Annotated in this window: 16 protein-coding genes; 11 read left to right on the top strand and 5 right to left on the bottom strand. The window is 44.1% G+C overall.

Features of this window, described 5'->3' with window-relative positions; all coding sequences use genetic code 11:
- The 8 genes from rsxB (at position 1) to BUA59_RS00970 (ending at position 8,652) form a co-directional block, all read left to right on the top strand.
- Positions 1-597 carry an electron transport complex subunit RsxB gene (gene rsxB / locus BUA59_RS01005; RefSeq protein ID WP_072837863.1) on the top strand — a complete coding sequence of 199 codons (597 nt, stop codon included), beginning with the start codon at positions 1-3 and terminating at the stop codon, positions 595-597.
- Positions 597-3,524: an electron transport complex subunit RsxC gene (gene rsxC / locus BUA59_RS01000; RefSeq protein WP_072837862.1), complete on the top strand. Its 2,928-nt coding sequence runs from the start codon at positions 597-599 to the stop codon at positions 3,522-3,524. Before rsxB ends, rsxC begins: the two co-directional genes overlap by 1 nt.
- Positions 3,525-4,583: an electron transport complex subunit RsxD gene (gene rsxD / locus BUA59_RS00995; protein ID WP_072837861.1), complete on the top strand. Its 1,059-nt coding sequence runs from the start codon at positions 3,525-3,527 to the stop codon at positions 4,581-4,583.
- Positions 4,583-5,200: an electron transport complex subunit RsxG gene (gene rsxG, locus BUA59_RS00990; protein WP_072837860.1), complete on the top strand. Its 618-nt coding sequence runs from the start codon at positions 4,583-4,585 to the stop codon at positions 5,198-5,200. The genes rsxD and rsxG overlap by 1 nt, the downstream gene beginning before the upstream one ends.
- Before the next feature lie 15 nt (positions 5,201-5,215).
- Entirely contained in the window at positions 5,216-5,977 is a 762-nt protein-coding gene (locus BUA59_RS00985; protein WP_245813073.1) for an electron transport complex subunit E, read from the top strand.
- A gap of 83 nt (positions 5,978-6,060) precedes the next feature.
- Entirely contained in the window at positions 6,061-6,696 is a 636-nt protein-coding gene (gene nth, locus BUA59_RS00980; RefSeq protein ID WP_072837859.1) for an endonuclease III, read from the top strand.
- A 122-nt stretch (positions 6,697-6,818) separates the two neighbouring features.
- Complete coding sequence (gene aptA / locus BUA59_RS00975) at positions 6,819-8,144, top strand: omega-aminotransferase AptA (RefSeq protein WP_072837858.1); 1,326 nt, start codon at positions 6,819-6,821, stop codon at positions 8,142-8,144.
- Between the two features lie 181 nt (positions 8,145-8,325).
- On the top strand, positions 8,326-8,652 hold the full coding sequence (locus BUA59_RS00970; RefSeq protein WP_072838066.1) for a hypothetical protein: 327 nt from the start codon (positions 8,326-8,328) through the stop codon (positions 8,650-8,652).
- A gap of 76 nt (positions 8,653-8,728) precedes the next feature.
- On the opposite strand, the gene BUA59_RS00965 is transcribed toward BUA59_RS00970, so the two are convergent.
- The 5 genes from BUA59_RS00965 to BUA59_RS00945 form a co-directional block, all read right to left on the bottom strand.
- Entirely contained in the window at positions 8,729-8,998 is a 270-nt protein-coding gene (locus tag BUA59_RS00965) for an RNA recognition motif domain-containing protein (RefSeq protein ID WP_072837857.1), read from the bottom strand.
- 77 nt (positions 8,999-9,075) lie between these two features.
- The gene (locus BUA59_RS00960) at positions 9,076-10,017 is read right to left on the bottom strand and encodes a nucleoside hydrolase (RefSeq protein WP_072837856.1); all 942 of its coding nucleotides are present in this window, start codon (positions 10,015-10,017) and stop codon (positions 9,076-9,078) included.
- Between the two features lie 47 nt (positions 10,018-10,064).
- Positions 10,065-10,985: a ribokinase gene (locus BUA59_RS00955; protein ID WP_072837855.1), complete on the bottom strand. Its 921-nt coding sequence runs from the start codon at positions 10,983-10,985 to the stop codon at positions 10,065-10,067.
- Between the two features lie 185 nt (positions 10,986-11,170).
- Positions 11,171-12,403: an argininosuccinate synthase gene (locus tag BUA59_RS00950; protein ID WP_072837854.1), complete on the bottom strand. Its 1,233-nt coding sequence runs from the start codon at positions 12,401-12,403 to the stop codon at positions 11,171-11,173.
- Between the two features lie 202 nt (positions 12,404-12,605).
- A complete protein-coding gene (locus BUA59_RS00945; RefSeq protein WP_072837853.1) occupies positions 12,606-13,496 on the bottom strand; it encodes a flagellar protein MotY in 891 nt (296 codons plus the stop codon).
- Between the two features lie 95 nt (positions 13,497-13,591).
- Between BUA59_RS00945 and rnt the strand changes: the two genes are divergently transcribed.
- The 3 genes from rnt to BUA59_RS00930 all read left to right on the top strand — a co-directional run bounded on the left by rnt (position 13,592) and on the right by BUA59_RS00930 (position 18,077).
- A complete protein-coding gene (gene rnt / locus BUA59_RS00940) occupies positions 13,592-14,260 on the top strand; it encodes a ribonuclease T (protein WP_072837852.1) in 669 nt (222 codons plus the stop codon).
- Positions 14,261-14,331: 71 nt separating this feature from the next.
- Entirely contained in the window at positions 14,332-14,781 is a 450-nt protein-coding gene (locus BUA59_RS00935) for a YbaN family protein (protein ID WP_072837851.1), read from the top strand.
- A gap of 44 nt (positions 14,782-14,825) precedes the next feature.
- Positions 14,826-18,077 (top strand): DUF748 domain-containing protein, encoded by a 3,252-nt coding sequence (locus BUA59_RS00930; RefSeq protein ID WP_084122059.1) that lies wholly within the window; start codon positions 14,826-14,828, stop codon positions 18,075-18,077.
- Positions 18,078-18,287: the final 210 nt, after the last annotated feature.

Genomic DNA, 18,287 nt, shown 5'->3' with positions numbered 1-18,287 from the left:
ATGTTTACTGTTTTACTCGCTATCGGGATCTTAGTTCTTTTATCACTTATTTTTGGCGCAATTTTGGGTTACGCCAATGTGCGTTTCCATGTAGAAGGCGATCCGATTGTTGACCAAATTGACGCCTTACTTCCACAAACTCAGTGTGGCCAATGTGGTCACCCAGGTTGCCGCCCTTATGCAGAAGCCATTGCCAACGGCGAAGCCATTAACCATTGCCCTCCGGGCGGCCAAGCAACCATCCAAGCCTTAGCCGACTTACTGGATGTGGAAGCTGTACCTTTGGATGGCGATCACGGCGCAGAAAGCGCAAAGCGTGTGGCTGTTATTCGTGAAGATGAATGCATCGGTTGCACCAAGTGCATTCAAGCTTGCCCTGTAGACGCGATTTTAGGTGCAGCGAAACAAATGCACACCGTCATAGCGGATGAATGCACAGGCTGCGACCTTTGTGTCGAGCCTTGTCCTGTAGATTGTATTGATATGGTAGAAGTAGGCGTGACAGCGAAAACTTGGTCTTGGGACAAACCGCAGGGTATCGCGGCAACCTCGTTAAACATTATTGCCACCGACCGCCAAGCGGAGGTTACGCACTAATGCAAACAGCAAACATTTTCTCTTTTCACGGCGGCATTCATCCACCGGAAAACAAAGCTCAATCTTTGCAATTGCCTTTGGGCAAACCAAGCCTACCGAGCGAGCTTATTTTGCCGCTTGGACAACACATTGGTCAGAGCTCTCGTCCTTTAGTGAAAGTCGGCGACAAGGTGTTAAAAGGCGAAACCATAGCTATTAACAATGGCTTTTTGAGCAGCTTTTTACATGCGCCAACCTCAGGCACTATCGCCGCTATTGAAGAACGCTTAATTGCCCATCCATCTGGCTTAAGCGACCTTTGTATTATCCTCACGCCAGACGGCAATGAAACATGGACAACACTTGAGCCATTAAGCAACTGGCAAGACATCAGCAAAACTGACGTGCTGGCGTATTTGTCAGAAATGGGCATCATCGGCATGGGCGGCGCAGGCTTTCCAACTCAAGTTAAGTTACAAGGCGCACACAAGAACCCACTGACACATTTCATTATTAACGCGGCAGAATGCGAACCTTACATCACCGCAGATGACATGCTGATTCGTGAAAAAACGCTAGAATTGGTTTTAGGCATAGAAATACTTCAACATCTTGTGGAAGCCGATAACGTTGTCATTGGTATTGAAGACAATAAACCGACTGCCATCGCCGCATTAAAATCGCTACTCATCAAGCGCAACAGCAAGATTCAACTTGCAGTTGTGCCGACTAAATACCCTTCAGGAGGCGAAAAACAACTAATCCAACTATTAACTGGCAAAGAAGTCCCAAGCGGACAATATCCAGCGGACATCGGTATTTTGTGTCAAAACGTCGGCACCTGTGTTGCGGTCCACGACGCCATTACACTTGGTAAACCCTTAATTTCACGCTTTACCACCTTGACTGGTGACGCGTTAAAAAATCCGCAAAACGTCGAAGTGCTACTTGGTACGCCGGTGGCGCATTTATTGGATTACGCCGATTCTGAAAAGAAAAAACTCAGCCGTTTGATCATGGGCGGCCCAATGATGGGCTACACCTTAGATTCAGCCGCTGTACCGATTGTCAAAACCAGTAACTGCATCTTGGCGGCCAGCAAAAAAGAGCTTCCAGCGCCAGCACCTGAGCAAGCCTGCATCCGTTGCGGTATGTGTGAACAAGCCTGCCCTGCTAGCTTATTACCGCAGCAATTACTGTGGTTCAGTAAAAGCCAAGAGTTTGAAAAAGCCGAACACCACAATCTATTCGACTGCATAGAATGTGGCGCCTGCTCTTACGTTTGCCCAAGCAGCATTCCATTGGTGCAGTATTACCGTCACAGCAAGAGCAGCATCCGTGAAGCTCGTGAGGCCAATGTAAAATCCGACTTAGCCAAACAACGTTTTGAAGCACGTAAAGCGCGTCAAGACGCAGAAGCCGCTGAAAAAGAAGCGAAGCGTCTTGCTCGTCAAAAAGCGACATCAAGCAAAGCCACGGATGCGAAAAAAGCCGCACCGGCAAAAGTAGCTCCAACTGCTGCTGCACCTATCAGCGACGAATCGAAAAAACTCAAAGTCGATATCGCCATTGGCAAATCAAAACTGAAAAAGCTACAGAAGCTACTGCTTGAAGCGCAAGAAAACGAACACATTGAAGAGATCAATAACTTACAACTTCAGGTTACCGATCAAGAAAAAACCTTGGCAGCTCTTGAAGAGCAGCTGGCTAAAACGGCAGCTGAGGCTCCCGTCGCAGCAACGGCAACAACTACAGCTAAGCCAAGCCCTGCTCCGGTTAGCGACGAGCTGAAAAAAGCTAAAGTGGATGTGGCGCTAATTGGCGTTAAACTGAAGAAACTGCAAAAGCAACTTGCTGATACGCCTGATGATCAGGAATTGAAAGATAAGATCACCGCTTTTGAAGTAGATCTAAAAGCTGCACAAGACACAGTAAGCAAGCTAAGTGAAAGCCCTCAGCCAAGCTCAAACGCGGCAACACCTGAACCGAAAGCTGCAATTAGCGATGAACTGAAAAAGCTAAAAATCGATGCTGCCATTGCCAAAGCCGCAGTGAAGAAAGTCGAAAAAGCCTTGAAGAAAGCCGAAGAAATTCAAGCACCAGAAATCGAGTCTATTCGCCAGCAGTTGCAAGAAGCACAACAACGAGCTGATGAGCTAGAAAAAGCGTTGGCCAATCCACAAGACGCTTCGCAGAAAACAGAAGCAGCACCAAACAGTGCCGATGCTGATGCCGCTAAGAAACGCAAAATTGATCTTGCCATCGCCAAAGCAGGCGTTAAGAAAGCCGAGAAAAACATCCAGCTTCTGAAAGAGCAAGGCAAAGACGAAAGCGAAATAGAAGCATCAGAGTGGCCTAAAAAACTGATCGAAGCGCAAGAAAAACTCGCGACGCTTGAAAAAGAACAAGCCACAGAGCAAACCGTACCGGCTGCTGCTGCGCCAGTTTCCGCCGCAAATGTCGATGCTGATGCCGCCAAGAAACGCAAAATTGATCTTGCCATCGCCAAAGCTGGTGTTAAGAAAGCTGAGAAAAACATCCAGCTTCTGAAAGAGCAAGGCAAAGATGAAAGCGAAATAGAAGCATCAGAATGGCCCAAAAAACTGATCGAAGCGCAAGAAAAGCTCACAGCTCTTGAAGCAGAAGAAAGCACACCAGCTGCAGCTCCAGTATCTGCTCCAGTAGGGAAAACAACGGATGCGGTTACTAAAAGTGAAGCCAAAGCCGAACCAGAAATGGATTTGGCAAATCAGATCAAAAAAGAAAAAATCGCCGTTGCCTTGGCCAAAGCGCAAATCAACAAACTGAATAAGCGTTTAGAAAGCACTCCGGAAGAAGCGGACAGCATTAAACAAGAGATTGCGTCCACAGAACAACGTCTACACAGTGCTGAAGCCTTGTTAGAAAAACTTATTCATTCGCAAACCAACATGCAAGAGAATCGTTAAATGGCATTATTGAGGATCACCTCCCCCCACACACAACGTGCAGGACGTCGCACCTCTTGGGTGATGCAAATGGTCATTTTAGCGACCATTCCTGGCATCGTGGTGCAAACTTGGTTATTTGGCTGGGGCACGCTAATCAACCTAATGATTGCCTGCATCACGGCACTATTAAGTGAAGCGGCTATTTTAGCAATTCGTCGTCGTGCTGTCGGGTTCTTCTTGAAAGATTACAGTGCGCTATTAACGGCTGTGCTGCTAGGCGTTGCTCTTCCTCCTATTGTACCTTGGTGGGTAACAGTGACTGCCGTGGCCTTTGCTATCATCTTTGCTAAACAGCTTTATGGCGGCTTAGGAAACAACCCATTCAACCCTGCCATGGTCGGTTACGCCATCGTACTGGTGTCTTTTCCTGTACCCATGAGCCAATGGCTTGGTGTGCAAGACATGGTAACCGCCGGTGAAACAGTGTCTTTCATGCAAAGCTTGCAGGCTATTTTCCATCACTTACCCGTGATCGATAGCTACACCATGGCAACGCCATTAGATGGTTTCAAACACAAAGATTTATTAGACACCCAAGCAGCATTTAGCAGCATTGCAGCGCTACAAGGCCCAAGCCTAAACAGTTGGCTTTGGGTGAACTTGGCTTACCTTGTGGGTGGTCTTGCTCTGATTTGGTTGCGTATTATTACTTGGCACACGCCAGTAGCACTTTTAGGCGCTTTGTTAGTAATGTCTGGCGCGTTTCATTTATTTGATGCAAGTAATACCGCAACGCCCTTTTTCCACCTAACCACTGGCGCAGCCATGTTTGGTGCCTTCTTTATTGCTACTGATCCTGTGTCTTCTTGCACCAGTAATCGCGGCAAACTGATTTATGGCGCGGGCATTGGTATCTTAATTTACATCATTCGCTCTTGGGGTGGTTATCCTGATGGCGTGGCGTTTGGCGTATTGCTAATGAACTTTGCAGCACCATTAATCGATTACTACACACAACCAAGAACCTACGGTCATAAAAAAGCCAAAACAGGCTTAAAAATTGGGGATGATAACTAATGGAATTGTTCGCCTCTATTCGCCGTAACAGTCTTGGTCTAGCTATCTTCGCGGTGCTGACGGCTGGCCTCATTGCCATCACTCACCAGCTGACAGATCACACTATTAAGAACAATATTCTGGATGCGCAAATTTCTGCCTTTAACGAAATTTTGCCAGCCAATTTGTACGATAACGACTTAACCAAAGACACCGCCATTCTGCCAGCAGATCCTTTATTGGGAAGCGACGAAGGCATAAAGATTCACATCGCTCGTAAGAACGGCGAAGTCTCTGGCATCATTTTCGAGACCATCGCACCACGCGGCTATAACGGTAATTTAGACATGCTCGTTGCCATTGATAAAAACGGCGTAGTCACAGGCAGCCGAGTCATCAGCCATAAAGAAACACCTGGGCTTGGGGACAAGGTTGATCTTAAAAAGTCCAAATGGATTTTAAGCTTCGCCAACAAGTCTTTAGAAAATCCCAGTCTAAAAGGCTGGGGCGTGAAAAAAGACGGTGGGGATTTTGACCAGTTTACCGGTGCAACTATCACACCTCGCGCCGTCGTTCGTGCCGTAAAAAATACTCTTATTTATTTTGATCAACACAAAGATACGCTGCTAGCGTATTAGGATAGCCAAATGAAAATGAGCGCAGAAACTGCAACAACTGACGCTACTCAAGACGAGAGTAAGCCAAGCGCCAATTACGCAGAAATTATTTACAACGGTATTTGGAAAAACAACCCCGCACTAGTTCAGTTGCTCGGCTTATGTCCTATGCTGGCGGTAACCAGCACAGTGGTAAATGCCTTGGGCCTTGGGCTAGCAACCATGGTCGTTTTGATGGGTTCCAATATTGCGGTTTCCTTGATTCGTAACTATGTTGCCGATGCGGTTCGTCTACCTGCATTTGTGATGATTATCGCCTCGTTTACCACCTGTATCGAACTGATAATGCAGGCTTATACCTACGAGCTTTATCAAATTTTGGGGATTTTCATCCCGCTTATCGTAACCAACTGCGCAATCCTTGGCCGCGCCGATGCCTTTGCCAGCCGCAACCCTGTGCTACCTTCGGCACTAGATGGATTTATGATGGGTTTGGGCTTCATGTTTATCCTTGTTACCTTGGGCGCAATGCGTGAGCTAATCGGACAAGGCACATTGTTTTCAGATATGCAGTTGTTGTTCGGCGACATGGCAATTCATTGGAAAATCGTTATCTTTAACGACTACCCAAATGTATTGTTTGCCGTATTACCACCGGGTGCGTTTATTGGTTTAGGCTTATTGATCGCGGGTAAAAACTACCTAGACGAACGCGAGAAAAAACGTGTCGCAACACAAAAAGCCAAAGACGGCCCAAGTGCTTCGAAACGTGTTCGCGTGACTGGGCAAGTAAGCTAACTTTTATCCCACAGGCTATTTAAGTGAACAACAGCTATTTATTTTGAACAAAGGCTATCAAAAGTGAACAAAGGCTATTTATTTTGAACAAAGAGAAACGCTACGAGATTTTTTCTCGCTTACGAGCTGAAAACCCAAATCCCGTAACCGAGTTGGAATACAGCTCGCCCTTTGAGCTTTTGATTGCGGTGTTGTTTTCTGCGCAAGCCACTGACGTAAGCGTCAACAAAGCCACACGAAAACTTTTCCCTGTCGCCAATACGCCAGAAACTATGTTGGCGCTTGGCGTTGATGGTCTAAAAAGCTATATCAAAACCATTGGCCTATTTAACGCCAAAGCCGAAAATGCCATCAAGACCTGCAAAATTCTGATCGAAAAACACAACAGCGTCGTACCTGAAACTCGCGAAGAACTCGAAGCGCTCCCCGGTGTTGGCCGCAAAACCGCTAACGTGGTATTAAACACTGCTTTTCGCCAAGTCGCGATGGCAGTCGACACGCATATTTTTCGCTTTGGTAATCGGACAAAAGTAGCGCCAGGCAAAAACGTCCTAGAAGTGGAAATGAAGCTGTTAAAGTTTGTTCCGAAGGAATTTCTTTTGGATGCTCACCACTGGATGATACTTCACGGTCGTTACATATGTGTCGCTCGCAAGCCTAAGTGCGATGCATGTATTATTGAAGACCTGTGTGAATTTAAAGACAAGACCTCCACTTAATTTTCCTACTTTTCTTAGTTAACTAAAGACTAACCTAAAATTAAATAACATCACATTTATTAAACCTTTCTAGCTCGGCATTCTTAGTCTATTGATATTTCACTTTATAGAGGGAGAATGCTATGAGTCACCGTTTAACCCAAGCTCAACTTGACGCACATTGGATGGCCTACACGGGCAACCGCCAATTCAAAAAAGATCCTCGCATTATCACCTCCGCCGCTGGCAACTATTACACCGACAGTGATGGTAGAAAGATTTTTGACGGCTTGTCTGGGTTATGGACTTGTGGTTTGGGTCATAGTGTTCCTGCGATTAATGAAGCCGTGGCTCAGCAAGTCAAAACACTGGATTACTCCCCTGCCTTTCAATTCGGTCACGAGAAGTCTTTCTTGTTAGCCGAGCAAATTACCGAGTTTATGCCTGCTGGATTAAACCGTATTTTCTTCACAGGTTCTGGTTCTGAATCTGTCGATACTGCGTTAAAAGTTGCGCGTGCTTATTGGCGTAAAAAAGGCATGGGGACGAAGACTAAATTTATCGGCCGTGCTAAGGGTTATCATGGGGCGGGGATTTCAGGCTTTAGCGTCGGCGGAATTCCTGCGAACCGTACGCTTTATGGTCAAGGCTTAGAATCCTACCACCTACCTCATACTCAAGTGCCGGGTAGCGAATTTTCAAAAGGCATGGCTGAACAAGGCAAAGAGCGCGCGGATGATCTGCTAAATCTAATCATGATGCATGATGCATCGAACATTGCTGCGGTGATTGTTGAACCTATGTCGGGCTCGGCTGGTGTCATCGTTCCACCACAAGGTTATTTGCAGCGTTTGAGAGAAATCTGTGATCAGCACAATATTTTATTGATCTTTGATGAAGTTATTACCGCTTTTGGTCGTATGGGCGCAAAAACCGGCGCAGAAGCCTTCGGTGTGACGCCTGACGTGATTACCATGGCAAAACAGGTTACTAATGGTGTTATTCCAATGGGCGCTGTCGCCTTTAAACAAGAGATCTACGACACCTTCATGGATAACGGTGGTGCGGAATACATGCTAGAAATCCCTCATGGTTACACCTATTCAGCTCACCCAATTGCTTGCGCGGCTGGATTAGCCTCCCTTGCAGAGATCAAGAAACAAGGTTTGATTGAACGAGTTAGCAGTATGAGTCCAGCATGGGAAAATAGCGTTCATCAGCTAAAAGACGCCAGCTCGATGATCACTGACATTCGTAACTACGGTTTTGCGGCGGGTATTACCATTGCTCCAATAGATGGCGAACCAGCTAAACGCCCGTTCCAAATTGCTATGGCAATGTGGGACAAAGGCTACTACGTTCGTTATGGTGCCGACACCATTCAATTAGCACCACCATTTACAACAGAACAGTCCGAAATTGACAGTCTAATTAATGCCCTAGGTGAGACTATTAAGCAACAAAGCTAAAAGGCACTTGCTGCCTTCGCAATACTTCTCTCCAATCAAGATGTTGCTAATAAGTACTCAGCAACATCTTGATTCATATCAATTTTTTCTAGCTATCACTTCTCAGCACTCTTGCACTATAATGGCTGTCCTAGAAGAGTCATCAATGACCTTGGATCTTCACCCAGTAAAGGATAAACCAATGTCTATTTCACATTCGCCTTATGTTCGCTGTTTTTGGACAGGTTCTCTATATTTAACCAATGGCGTTGTTATGCCGATCCATTGCACACACATATCTACACAAATGATAGAAGTGGAAGCGCCCGACGGTTTGCAAGGATCAAAAATGGTGAAGCTAGAACTAAAGGCAATTCATGAAGGGAAAACGGCCACAATAAAAGCATTATGCGACCCACAACTGGATGTTTTTAACGAGCATAATAAGCATTATATAAAACTTACCTATCACACTATTTCAAGCAAAGACGTGGACTTTATCAAAGAGTTCGCCGACGCTCATTCCTAGCTCATAATAAAGATAAGCTAGGAAAGCGGGTCGTTCTTCTCTTTATTCATTCTGATGAATAAAGATTTACGATTATTTATTCAGCGTCGCTTTCATCTTTTTTAGCGGTATCTTCTGCTTTTTTAACGCGAATTTTAGAGCCATCAACGTCCATACCGTTTAGCGTTTTGATTGCTACTTTCGCTTCACCTACTTTTGGCATTTCAACAAACGCAAAGCCTTTCGATTCACCTGTTTCTTTGTCCATCACGATAGTACAAGATTGCAAAGTACCGTGAACGGCAAACAAACTTCTCAATTCGTCTTCTGTGGTGTTACGGGCAAGGTTTCTTACTAATAATTTCATATTTTTCTCTTTATAAATAAAAAAGGCATGGAAGTTACTTACCATGCCTTCGAGTTTGATTGTGCCATTCTAACGTTTTAAGACAATGTTGTCTCAAACAAGGTTAATAATTTTTTACTGTCCACTTCCATACAAACTTGTGTCATCGGTACATCGTTCCAATGCGGTTCAGGGAAGCTCATGCCTTGTGGTGCAAAAATAGTTTGCCCAATGCCGATACCTTCACACGCAACACGAACAGCGCCAAGCTCTACGCCAAAAATGCTCGGATCCATAACATAAGCAATAGTTGATGCATCATGGAAATAACAACCATCCATATCAAAGCGGCTGCTATAGAAATTAATATAATGTTGAGCACAATCATACAAGAAACCACCTTCAGTCGGGTTGGCTTTCTTAATACGCTCTAATACTGAATTGTCTAATAACACCTGATGAGTGACATCTAGGCCAATCATGGTAACTTGCCAAGCAGCTGTAAAAACAAGATCCGCAGCATGTGGGTCATTCATGATATTCGCTTCTGCCACAGGCGATACGTTACCATATTCAATCGCAGTTCCACCCATCAGCACAACTTCATCAACCAAGTTCGCCACTTCTGGATCAAGCTCTAAAGCTTTTGCCAAGTTACCTAATGGCCCAAGAGCGATAATGGTTACTTCACCTGGGAATTCACGCACAGTATCAACAATAAACTGCGCTGCGCTTTTCTCGATTGCCTTACCTTTTGGTGCTGGCCAATCAATATTACCAAAGCCATCTTTGCCGTGTACAAAATCAGGATGTGGACGAGGTGCAATCTTGCTTGGTACAGCTACGCCTTTGGCAACCGGTACATTTACCTTAGCAATCTCAGTCAATGTGATGGCATTTTGTGTTGCCAAATCCACAGACACATTACCAAACGTTGTTGTTAGACCTAATACATCAAGCTGTGGTGCTTGAAAGGCGAAGAAGATCGCCATTGCATCGTCTATACCTGGATCTGTATCAATAATAATTTTACGAGCCATGTTTCACTTCCTCTTTTAACTATACATTTTTGGCTAACTGTTTTTGGCTAACTGTTTTTGGCAAGAAAGGCCGTCACTTCATCTTGTGTTGGTATAGATGACGCAGCGCCTAAACGAGTAACGCAAATAGCAGATGCAGCACAGGCGCGAGTGATCGCCTGCGTCATGTCTTCGCCATTCATTAGAGAAGACAAGCAAAAACCAATAAACGTATCGCCAGCCGCCGTGGTATCAACCGCTTCAACAGAAAATGCCTTTACTGACAAACCACCTTCATAATTGTTCTCTTGATCGCTCTCTTTTCCAGTAAAGTAGCACACACCCGCTTTGCCAAGGGTCATTAACACGGCCAGTTCAGGGTAAGCTTTAGGGAAAGCAACGATGGTGCTGTCTATGTCCGTTGTGCCAATTAAATCCATGGCTTCAACTTCGTTAACGATTAATAGGTCAACAAAACCAAGTACTTTTTTGGTCAATTCAGCGTCCATTGGTGCTGGGTTAAACGCGACCTTAACTTTATTCTCTTGCGCTTTGCGCATGATGTATTCGATAAGGTTCGTTTCGTTTTGCAGCAACACCCAATCACCAGCGTTTGCCTGTGATAATACTTGATCAACTTGTTCTTCCGTCAGCGCATGGTTCGCGCCTTGGTATAGAATGATCGAGTTTTCCGCTTCTTTGGTTAGCTGAATAATCGCATGACCCGTTGGCACATCAATTCGCTTTATCAGCCCTGTATCCACACCAAGGGATTCTAACTGATCAATAACAGCTTGATCACTGTGATGAATCGCACCGACATGCTTTACGTCAGCGCCCGCTTTAGCAAGTGCAACAGATTGGTTTGCTCCTTTGCCACCTAACAAACACTGATAGCTATTAGAAGCCATGGTCTCGCCGGGGCGGACAAAATGATCTAGCTGATAAAGGTGGTCGAGGTTAATCGAACCAAAGTTATAAATTGTCATAATTCTCTTCCTTCAGATCAGCGTGCATCGTATCGGCACATTTTATTCTACTGCTCATTCTGCAAAGCGACATGCTATGTCAATTAACCAGCGAATACTGACCAAGTGTACAAAAATAAAAAACGCTCCAATTCTGCAAGAATGGAGCGTTTTTTGAAAGCTTATTTTTCTAAATCAACAAGTGGTTACTTGTCGTTATCTAGAAAACCACGACCTTTCTGAGCGGCAATACGCATACGTAGTGCGTTTAGCTTAATAAAGCCTGCTGCATCTTTCTGATCGTAAGCGCCAGCATCATCTTCAAAAGTAGCAATTTTGCTGTCGAACAAGCTGTTTTCAGACTGACGACCAACAACACTTACGTTACCTTTGTACAATTTCAGACGAACTGTACCGCTAACGTATTTTTGTGATGTGTCGATCAAAGCTTGCATCATACGACGCTCTTCTGACCACCAGAAACCGTTGTATATCAACTTAGCGTAACGAGGCATCATCTCATCTTTCAAATGCGCCGCTTCGCGGTCTAGGGTAATAGACTCAATCGCACGGTGTGCTTTCATCATGATGGTGCCACCAGGTGTTTCATAACAACCACGGGCTTTCATACCAACAAAACGGTTTTCTACGATATCAACACGACCAATACCATTCGCGCCACCAACCTTGTTTAATGTTTCCAAGATAGTCGCTGGAGACATTGCTTCGCCATTGATAGAAATAGGATCGCCTTTTTCGTAACCAATTTCGATGTAAGTTGGTTCGTTTGGAGCATTTTCTGGAGAGACAGACCAACGCCACATGTCGTCTTCTGGCTCTGTCCATGGATCTTCTAACTGATCACCTTCAAAAGAAATGTGCAGTAAGTTTGCGTCCATAGAGTAAGGAGATTTTTTCTTTTTAGTAGAAAAATCTACTGGGATTTTATGCTCTTCACAGTATGCCATTAGGGTTTCACGAGACGTTAGATCCCATTCACGCCAAGGAGCAATCACTTTAACACCAGGTTTCAATGCGTAAGCGCCAAGCTCAAAACGTACTTGGTCGTTACCTTTACCTGTTGCGCCGTGAGAAATCGCATCGGCACCAGTTTCATTGGCAATCTCGATCAAACGTTTAGCGATCAGAGGACGCGCAATAGACGTACCTAATAGGTATTCGCCTTCATAAATAGTGTTGGCACGGAACATTGGGAAAACGAAGTCGCGAACAAACTCTTCGCGCAAATCTTCAATGTAGATTTCCTTAATACCCAACGCTTGAGCTTTAGCACGAGCTGGTTCAACTTCCTCACCCTGACCCAAATCAGCGGTAAAGGTAACCACTTCACAGTTATACTCTTCTTGAAGCCACTTCGCGATTACGGAAGTATCCAGGCCGCCAGAATAGGCAAGCACTACCTTCTTCACGTCAGACATTATCTCTATTCTCCTCAACGAGCTCGCGCTCCCTCACCAGTGCCTTCAAACCAGAACATGGCGGCGCAAAAAATTTAAAAAAGGGGCAGTAAGTGTAAGATCTCGATTCTTGCTTAGCAAGTAAAAAGCCCCGTTTTGCACATATAATTCGGCAAAACGAGGCTCTTTTAGCAAATCACAGAAATCTATAATAATTTATAAATTAACTCGACTCAGATGATTTCTCTAAGCGAATCGTTACTCGTCGGTTACGTTCTCGACCTTGGGCCGTATTATTCGTGGTGGAAGGATAGCGTTCACCATGATATCGAGAAATAATTTTTCCCGCAGGAACACCTTTCTCTAATAGATAAGAGGTGACTTTTTCTGCCCTAACTTTTGACAACTCACGGTTATCTCGGCGAGAACCTATAACATCCGTATGACCATCAATGTAGATGTATTCAACACTTGGGTCAGAAGAAACATACAAGGCGACAAGATCCAGACGAGCCTTAATTCGATCCGTAAGATTCACGCCATTGGTCGGAAACAAGGCCGCTGTTCTGGCAATCTGGTCATAATTTACTGGCAACAGACTAGACAAGCAGCGTCTAAACTCATTGTAAGCAGGCGCAAAGTTAATATTCGACAAACCCACTTCTATCGTTTCACGATTATTTTCCCAAGCGGTTCCTGCCACAACAGGATGACGCCCACGATCCAAACTTGTTAGCATCCGTTCAGCGACTCGTCCACCTACTTCAACCGTTAAACCGTAACCTGGGTAAGGTAAAATTTCTAAGGTTTCTGGCTTTAAACCTGGCGACCAATCTGGTGCTTGAGAAATAATATAAACCTGACCTGGGCCGAGTTTTTCGTTCTGCGGCTGCAAAATGAATTTCATAGGTTCGCCAGCTTCTTTTATGAAGTGGCCTTCACCGTAATTCGGCACGGGGTGCGTTAAACTGCACGAAAAAATATCGCCCGAAAGTAGCCACTCAGAATCCGAAATACCAGATTGGTAATGAGTTATGGCATTGGCCTGCGTACATGCCATGCCAATAGCCAATAAAAATGTGGTGCGAATTAGAAGTTGTTGGGGAATTCCCATTTAGACATCTCGTTCAAGCATTATCAAATGTGTTATGATCCGATCCTATTGTATACCGTTACTGTTGATCAAGCGGCAGAATTAAGGACCTTCTTTTGTCAAACCATGAAATCAAAGATAGATTCCGCGGCTTCCTACCTGTTGTTATCGACGTAGAAACCGCAGGCTTTAATCAAAAAACAGATGCTTTATTAGAAATGGCGGCCAGCATCCTGCGAATGGATGAAAATGGCGACTTATATATCCACGAAACATTGGATTTTTTGATCAAGCCATTTGAGGGTGCAAACCTTGAAAAAGCGGCGCTGGACTTTACTGGCATTGACCCTTTTGCTCCTGGCAGACAAGACATGCCAGAAACTGAAGCTCTCAATCAAATGTTTAGTAAAGTTCGAAAAGAACTAAAGTCTGTCGGCTGTAAACGTGCCATCCTAGTTGGTCATAATGCAGCTTTTGACCACGGCTTTTTGAATGCCGCGATTGAACGAGCCGACATTAAACGTAACCCATTCCACCCATTCTCTAGCTTCGATACTGCAAGTCTCGCTGGATTAGTGTTTGGGCAAACCGTATTAGCGAAAGCGTGTGAAGCGGCTTCTATTCCGTTTAGTAACTCAGAAGCACATTCTGCGAAATATGATACTGAAAAAACTGCAGAACTATTTTGTGAAATGGTTAACCGTTTAAAACGTTTAGGCGGCTGGCCTTTGGTTGAAAATGAAGCCGAAGATAGTATGGCGGCTATTTTCCATTCAGGAAAATAACGTCATAATGAGAATGGGCTTGAGTTATTAAAGCCCACTTTTCTTTTTTTACCTATTAAGCGGACATTACTATGCAAGGAAAGCGAATCTTATATCTGATGCTGGGGTGGTTCTCTCTGATCACTGGCATTATTGGTATTTTTCTCCCCTTGCTTCCTACTACGCCGCTGGTATTACTCGCTGCTTGGTGTTTTTCTCGCTCCTCTGTACGATTCCATACTTGGCTCATGGAACACAAATTCTTTGGCCCGATTGTACGCGACTGGCAATCCTCAGATGGCATTCCTCGTAAAGCAAGAAACCGCGCCATCATTTTTATGTGGGCAGGTATGGCGATTTCGATCTTTATTGTTTCTCGCTTATGGGCAACCATAGGATTAATCACCATAGGGCTCTGTGTAAGCACCTATTTATTACGCATGCCTATTCGTTCTGAAAGCCCACTAATCACAGAAAACACAACAGAAACAGAAACAGAAAAAGCATTAAAAAGCACCGAAGACAAAGACAGAACCAGCTAATCCATATTCACTTATTTACTATTTAGAAAGCAGAAAGGCACTTTATGATGACACGCCGACATTTTCGACACTTTGTCTTTTATCCATTTGCGGCTCTGACTGGTCTCACTAGCGCAATGTGGCTAGCTGCTCCATTTATAGCAGAGCACTATTTGATAGCTTATTTTCAAGAGCAAGACGAAAATGTTACCGTTGGCAAGCTGTCTATTGACTTCTTCCCCCCTAAAGTTGATTTGAAAAATATCGTCATCAATGACAAAAACCAAGATACTCTCACTCTTAAACGCGCTATTTTTGAAGTCGAAATATGGCCGCTTTTAACTAAAACAGTTCATATCTCAGAAGCCAAAATTGAAGGTTTAAACTTAGTAGTTGCCCAGCACGAGAAAGACTGGATTATTGCAGGTATTAATACTTCTCAATTCATCACACCTGAAGATCAACAAGAACCAGAAGCAACAGAAGAAACCGCAGAAAACCCAAGTGCGCCTTGGACAATAAAACTGCCTTCATTTTCATTCACTGACAGCCAAGTTAACCTATCTCGTCAACCAGACTTAAACGTCCCTGCCGAATTAGATAAATTCGTCTTAACTAATCTATCTATAAAAGATCTATCCGGCCAAGAACTATCATGGAAAGGCGAGGTTGCTTTATCTACTCTAGTCAATGAAACCACGCTGTCCTTAGAAAGCAAGTTTGATTATTCACCAGTACAAGCGAGCGCAGACGTCGACATTAAAAATACGCGTTTGCTGATAGAGAGCTTTCGCCACTTTTTACCTTCACCTTACAACGAAGGCAAAGGCCAATTGGATCTCGCTGGAAGCTTTCAATTTTCACAACAGCAAGTGAATGGCGCACCTGTTTTTGATGTTAAAAACCTAACTTTAAACACTCAAGTTGATAACCTAAATTTACCATTAGGCGAACAAGACAAAGTTTCCACCAAATCTACGTCACTATCGATATCAAAAGCCAATGCCCGCTTTGTTTCCGCTGAACAATTGGCCGCGACTGGAACTATTAACCTGCAGTCTACGCAGTCATTCTTTGCACAGGCGGATATAGCTGCACAGTTTGATAAGCTAACCCTAAACACGCCGTTCGATGTTAAACGTGATAAACAGGGATTAGCAGCAAGTGGAAAACTAGATGTGCAGTTAGAGCAGCCGCTCTTTACTCAGGCAGAGCAAAAAGCCCAGCTTGATATGCTTACACTAAACACCCCATTTGATATTAAGCAGAATGAGCTTGGATTAGCTGCCAGCGGAAACCTTGATTTACAGTTAGGAAAATCCAGCTTTGCTCAAGCTGAGCAAAACGTACAATTTGATAATCTGACGTTTAACACGCCTTTCGATGTCAAACAGGATAAACAGTCGGGGCTGACCGCAAATGCTGCCTCAACAATACTGGACATGAATGAGCTTTCCCTATCATCAGAAAGCCTTGCTGTACAAAACCAGCAACTGCACATTGCATTAAACGATATCGCTCTTACTATGGATAACGATCAAGCTCTTACCGCCTCTTTACTTGCGGAAATACAAAGTCATGGTCTATCCGTACAACAAGCCGGAAATACGGCCGACTACGCCACGTTCAATTTATCAAATACGCTTTCTCTGCAAAAAAATGGCGACACACTTTCAGCTCAAAATAGCCAATTGTCTATCGATATTAAAGGCTTGAAAGGGACACAAAGTGACGAGAAACAATTCTCATTAGGTGCCGCCAAACTGACTGCAGACCAATTAGATGTAGAGCAAGCTAATCAACAGTCTCCAGCAATAAAAGGTACTAACCTCAACTTTACCAGTGAATCACTGGACAGCATGTTGACGAATAAAAAGCGCATTGCCTCTTGGAAGAATGCCGACATTAGTGGCCTTTCGTTTACTCAGCAAGATAAAGACTTTGACGCCTCATTAGCCCAATTAAGCGTCATGGATTTAACTGTTTCCGAATTGGTTGCGGATGCAGGTAACAAACAAACACTTCCACCGTTAAGCCATATCGGCAGTATCAACGTAGAAAAAATTGAAGCTACTCAAGATGGCGCTAAAATCAAACAGATCACTACGGATTCAGCCAAAGTAAGCCTAATATTGGATGCTCAAAAGCGTATAGAAAACCTCGTTTTTGTCGATGTAGAACAGCAAAATACGCCTGAGCCTGTACTAAAGAATCCAAACGTTCCAAGAGAAAAAGACGCTAAAAATGCCGTTAGCAACACTCAGGATGCGGAACAAAATCCTGCATTTAAAGCACCTTATTACGTAATTTTGGATGCCTACGATACAACTGGAGCATCCAGTATTTATGTGCAAGACAAGAGTATTTCTCCTACATTGCAACGTTCTTTAGACATCGACACACTATCATTGCGCAATCTAAATACGCAGAAAAAAGACCAAGCCACAGTATTGGCGCTAAAAGCGCGCAATGGTAAATACGCCACTCTACAGAGTGACATAACTATTTGGCCACTAGCTGATAAACTCACCTTAAAAAGTGACTTGGTTATTCGTGAAGCCGAATTGCCACCCTATTCCTCTTATATTGCTAATGTTTTAGGCTACCAAATAGACTCTGGACAACTGGATCTAGACTTAAAACTCAACGCAGATAGCGGAGTGTTGAGTGGCAACTCCCATATTGTATTAAGAGAATTCGACCTTGGCGGACGCAAAGAAAGCAGCTCCGTTATCAAGGCTGGTGCTGTTCCGCTTAATATCGCCGTGAGCGTTTTAAAAGACAGCGACAACAATATTGATTTAGATATTCCTCTATCGGGCGATATTGAAAAACCTGAATTCGGCTGGCAGGACTTCTTGCTCTTACCTGTGCGTAAAGCGCTATTTAGCGCATCAAGCACCTACTTGATGCAAACTTTTGTGCCATACGCCAATGTTATTAGCATTGCTCAATTAGCCGGTGATCAACTACTCAAGATCCGTGTTGAACCTTTAATTTTTGAAGCTGAAGATGACAAGTTAAACGATTCGCAAGATGCCTTTTTAAAGCAACTTGTTACCTTAATGAAAGACAAAAAAGACAGCCAGCTAAAAGCCTGCGGCGTTGCTAGTTATCTCGATCTGGGCCTTGAAAAACCACCTGTATCTATCGATAACGACACGAAGGAAACCGCAAGCAATCTAGCACAAAAACGTGCCGATCATTTGAAAGACTATTTGGTGAAAGAAGGTATTTCGTCTTCACGAGTTTTTCTTTGCTCACCCGAAGTGGATCTATCTAAAAGCAGCAAACCAAGGATAGAACTGAATTTTTAAGTCACCTATCTTTAGAAGCTCTTTAATACCAATAAAATTTACCAAGTTAGCCGCGATAGAAACCTCTATCGCGGCTTTTTAATGTCAAAAAGACGCAAAGAAACCCACGATATAGTGCAACGTCATCTAGACTTAACACTCTCCATTGAAAACTGAAATAAACGGGCCATAACTGTATAAGCAGCGTTTGAAATCCCTATTTAGCAAAGT

The sequence above is a fragment of the Marinomonas polaris DSM 16579 genome, from assembly GCF_900129155.1.
GTDB classification, from domain to species: Bacteria; Pseudomonadota; Gammaproteobacteria; order Pseudomonadales; family Marinomonadaceae; genus Marinomonas; species Marinomonas polaris.
Note: the sequence above shows the minus strand (reverse complement) of the source record. Positions and strands in the feature narration are given on the sequence as shown.

What these genes read in the sequence shown, in the direction of transcription:
- rsxB (WP_072837863.1), top strand. Translation starts at nt 1, where the DNA reads ATGTTTACTGTTTTACTCGCTATCGGGATCTTAGTTCTTTTATCACTT.
- rsxC (WP_072837862.1), top strand. Translation starts at nt 597, where the DNA reads ATGCAAACAGCAAACATTTTCTCTTTTCACGGCGGCATTCATCCACCG.
- rsxD (WP_072837861.1), top strand. Translation starts at nt 3,525, where the DNA reads ATGGCATTATTGAGGATCACCTCCCCCCACACACAACGTGCAGGACGT.
- rsxG (WP_072837860.1), top strand. Translation starts at nt 4,583, where the DNA reads ATGGAATTGTTCGCCTCTATTCGCCGTAACAGTCTTGGTCTAGCTATC.
- BUA59_RS00985 (WP_245813073.1), top strand. Translation starts at nt 5,216, where the DNA reads ATGAGCGCAGAAACTGCAACAACTGACGCTACTCAAGACGAGAGTAAG.
- aptA (WP_072837858.1), top strand. Translation starts at nt 6,819, where the DNA reads ATGAGTCACCGTTTAACCCAAGCTCAACTTGACGCACATTGGATGGCC.
- BUA59_RS00970 (WP_072838066.1), top strand. Translation starts at nt 8,326, where the DNA reads ATGTCTATTTCACATTCGCCTTATGTTCGCTGTTTTTGGACAGGTTCT.
- BUA59_RS00965 (WP_072837857.1), bottom strand. Translation starts at nt 8,998, where the DNA reads ATGAAATTATTAGTAAGAAACCTTGCCCGTAACACCACAGAAGACGAA.
- BUA59_RS00960 (WP_072837856.1), bottom strand. Translation starts at nt 10,017, where the DNA reads ATGGCTCGTAAAATTATTATTGATACAGATCCAGGTATAGACGATGCA.
- BUA59_RS00955 (WP_072837855.1), bottom strand. Translation starts at nt 10,985, where the DNA reads ATGACAATTTATAACTTTGGTTCGATTAACCTCGACCACCTTTATCAG.
- BUA59_RS00950 (WP_072837854.1), bottom strand. Translation starts at nt 12,403, where the DNA reads ATGTCTGACGTGAAGAAGGTAGTGCTTGCCTATTCTGGCGGCCTGGAT.
- BUA59_RS00945 (WP_072837853.1), bottom strand. Translation starts at nt 13,496, where the DNA reads ATGGGAATTCCCCAACAACTTCTAATTCGCACCACATTTTTATTGGCT.
- BUA59_RS00935 (WP_072837851.1), top strand. Translation starts at nt 14,332, where the DNA reads ATGCAAGGAAAGCGAATCTTATATCTGATGCTGGGGTGGTTCTCTCTG.
- BUA59_RS00930 (WP_084122059.1), top strand. Translation starts at nt 14,826, where the DNA reads ATGATGACACGCCGACATTTTCGACACTTTGTCTTTTATCCATTTGCG.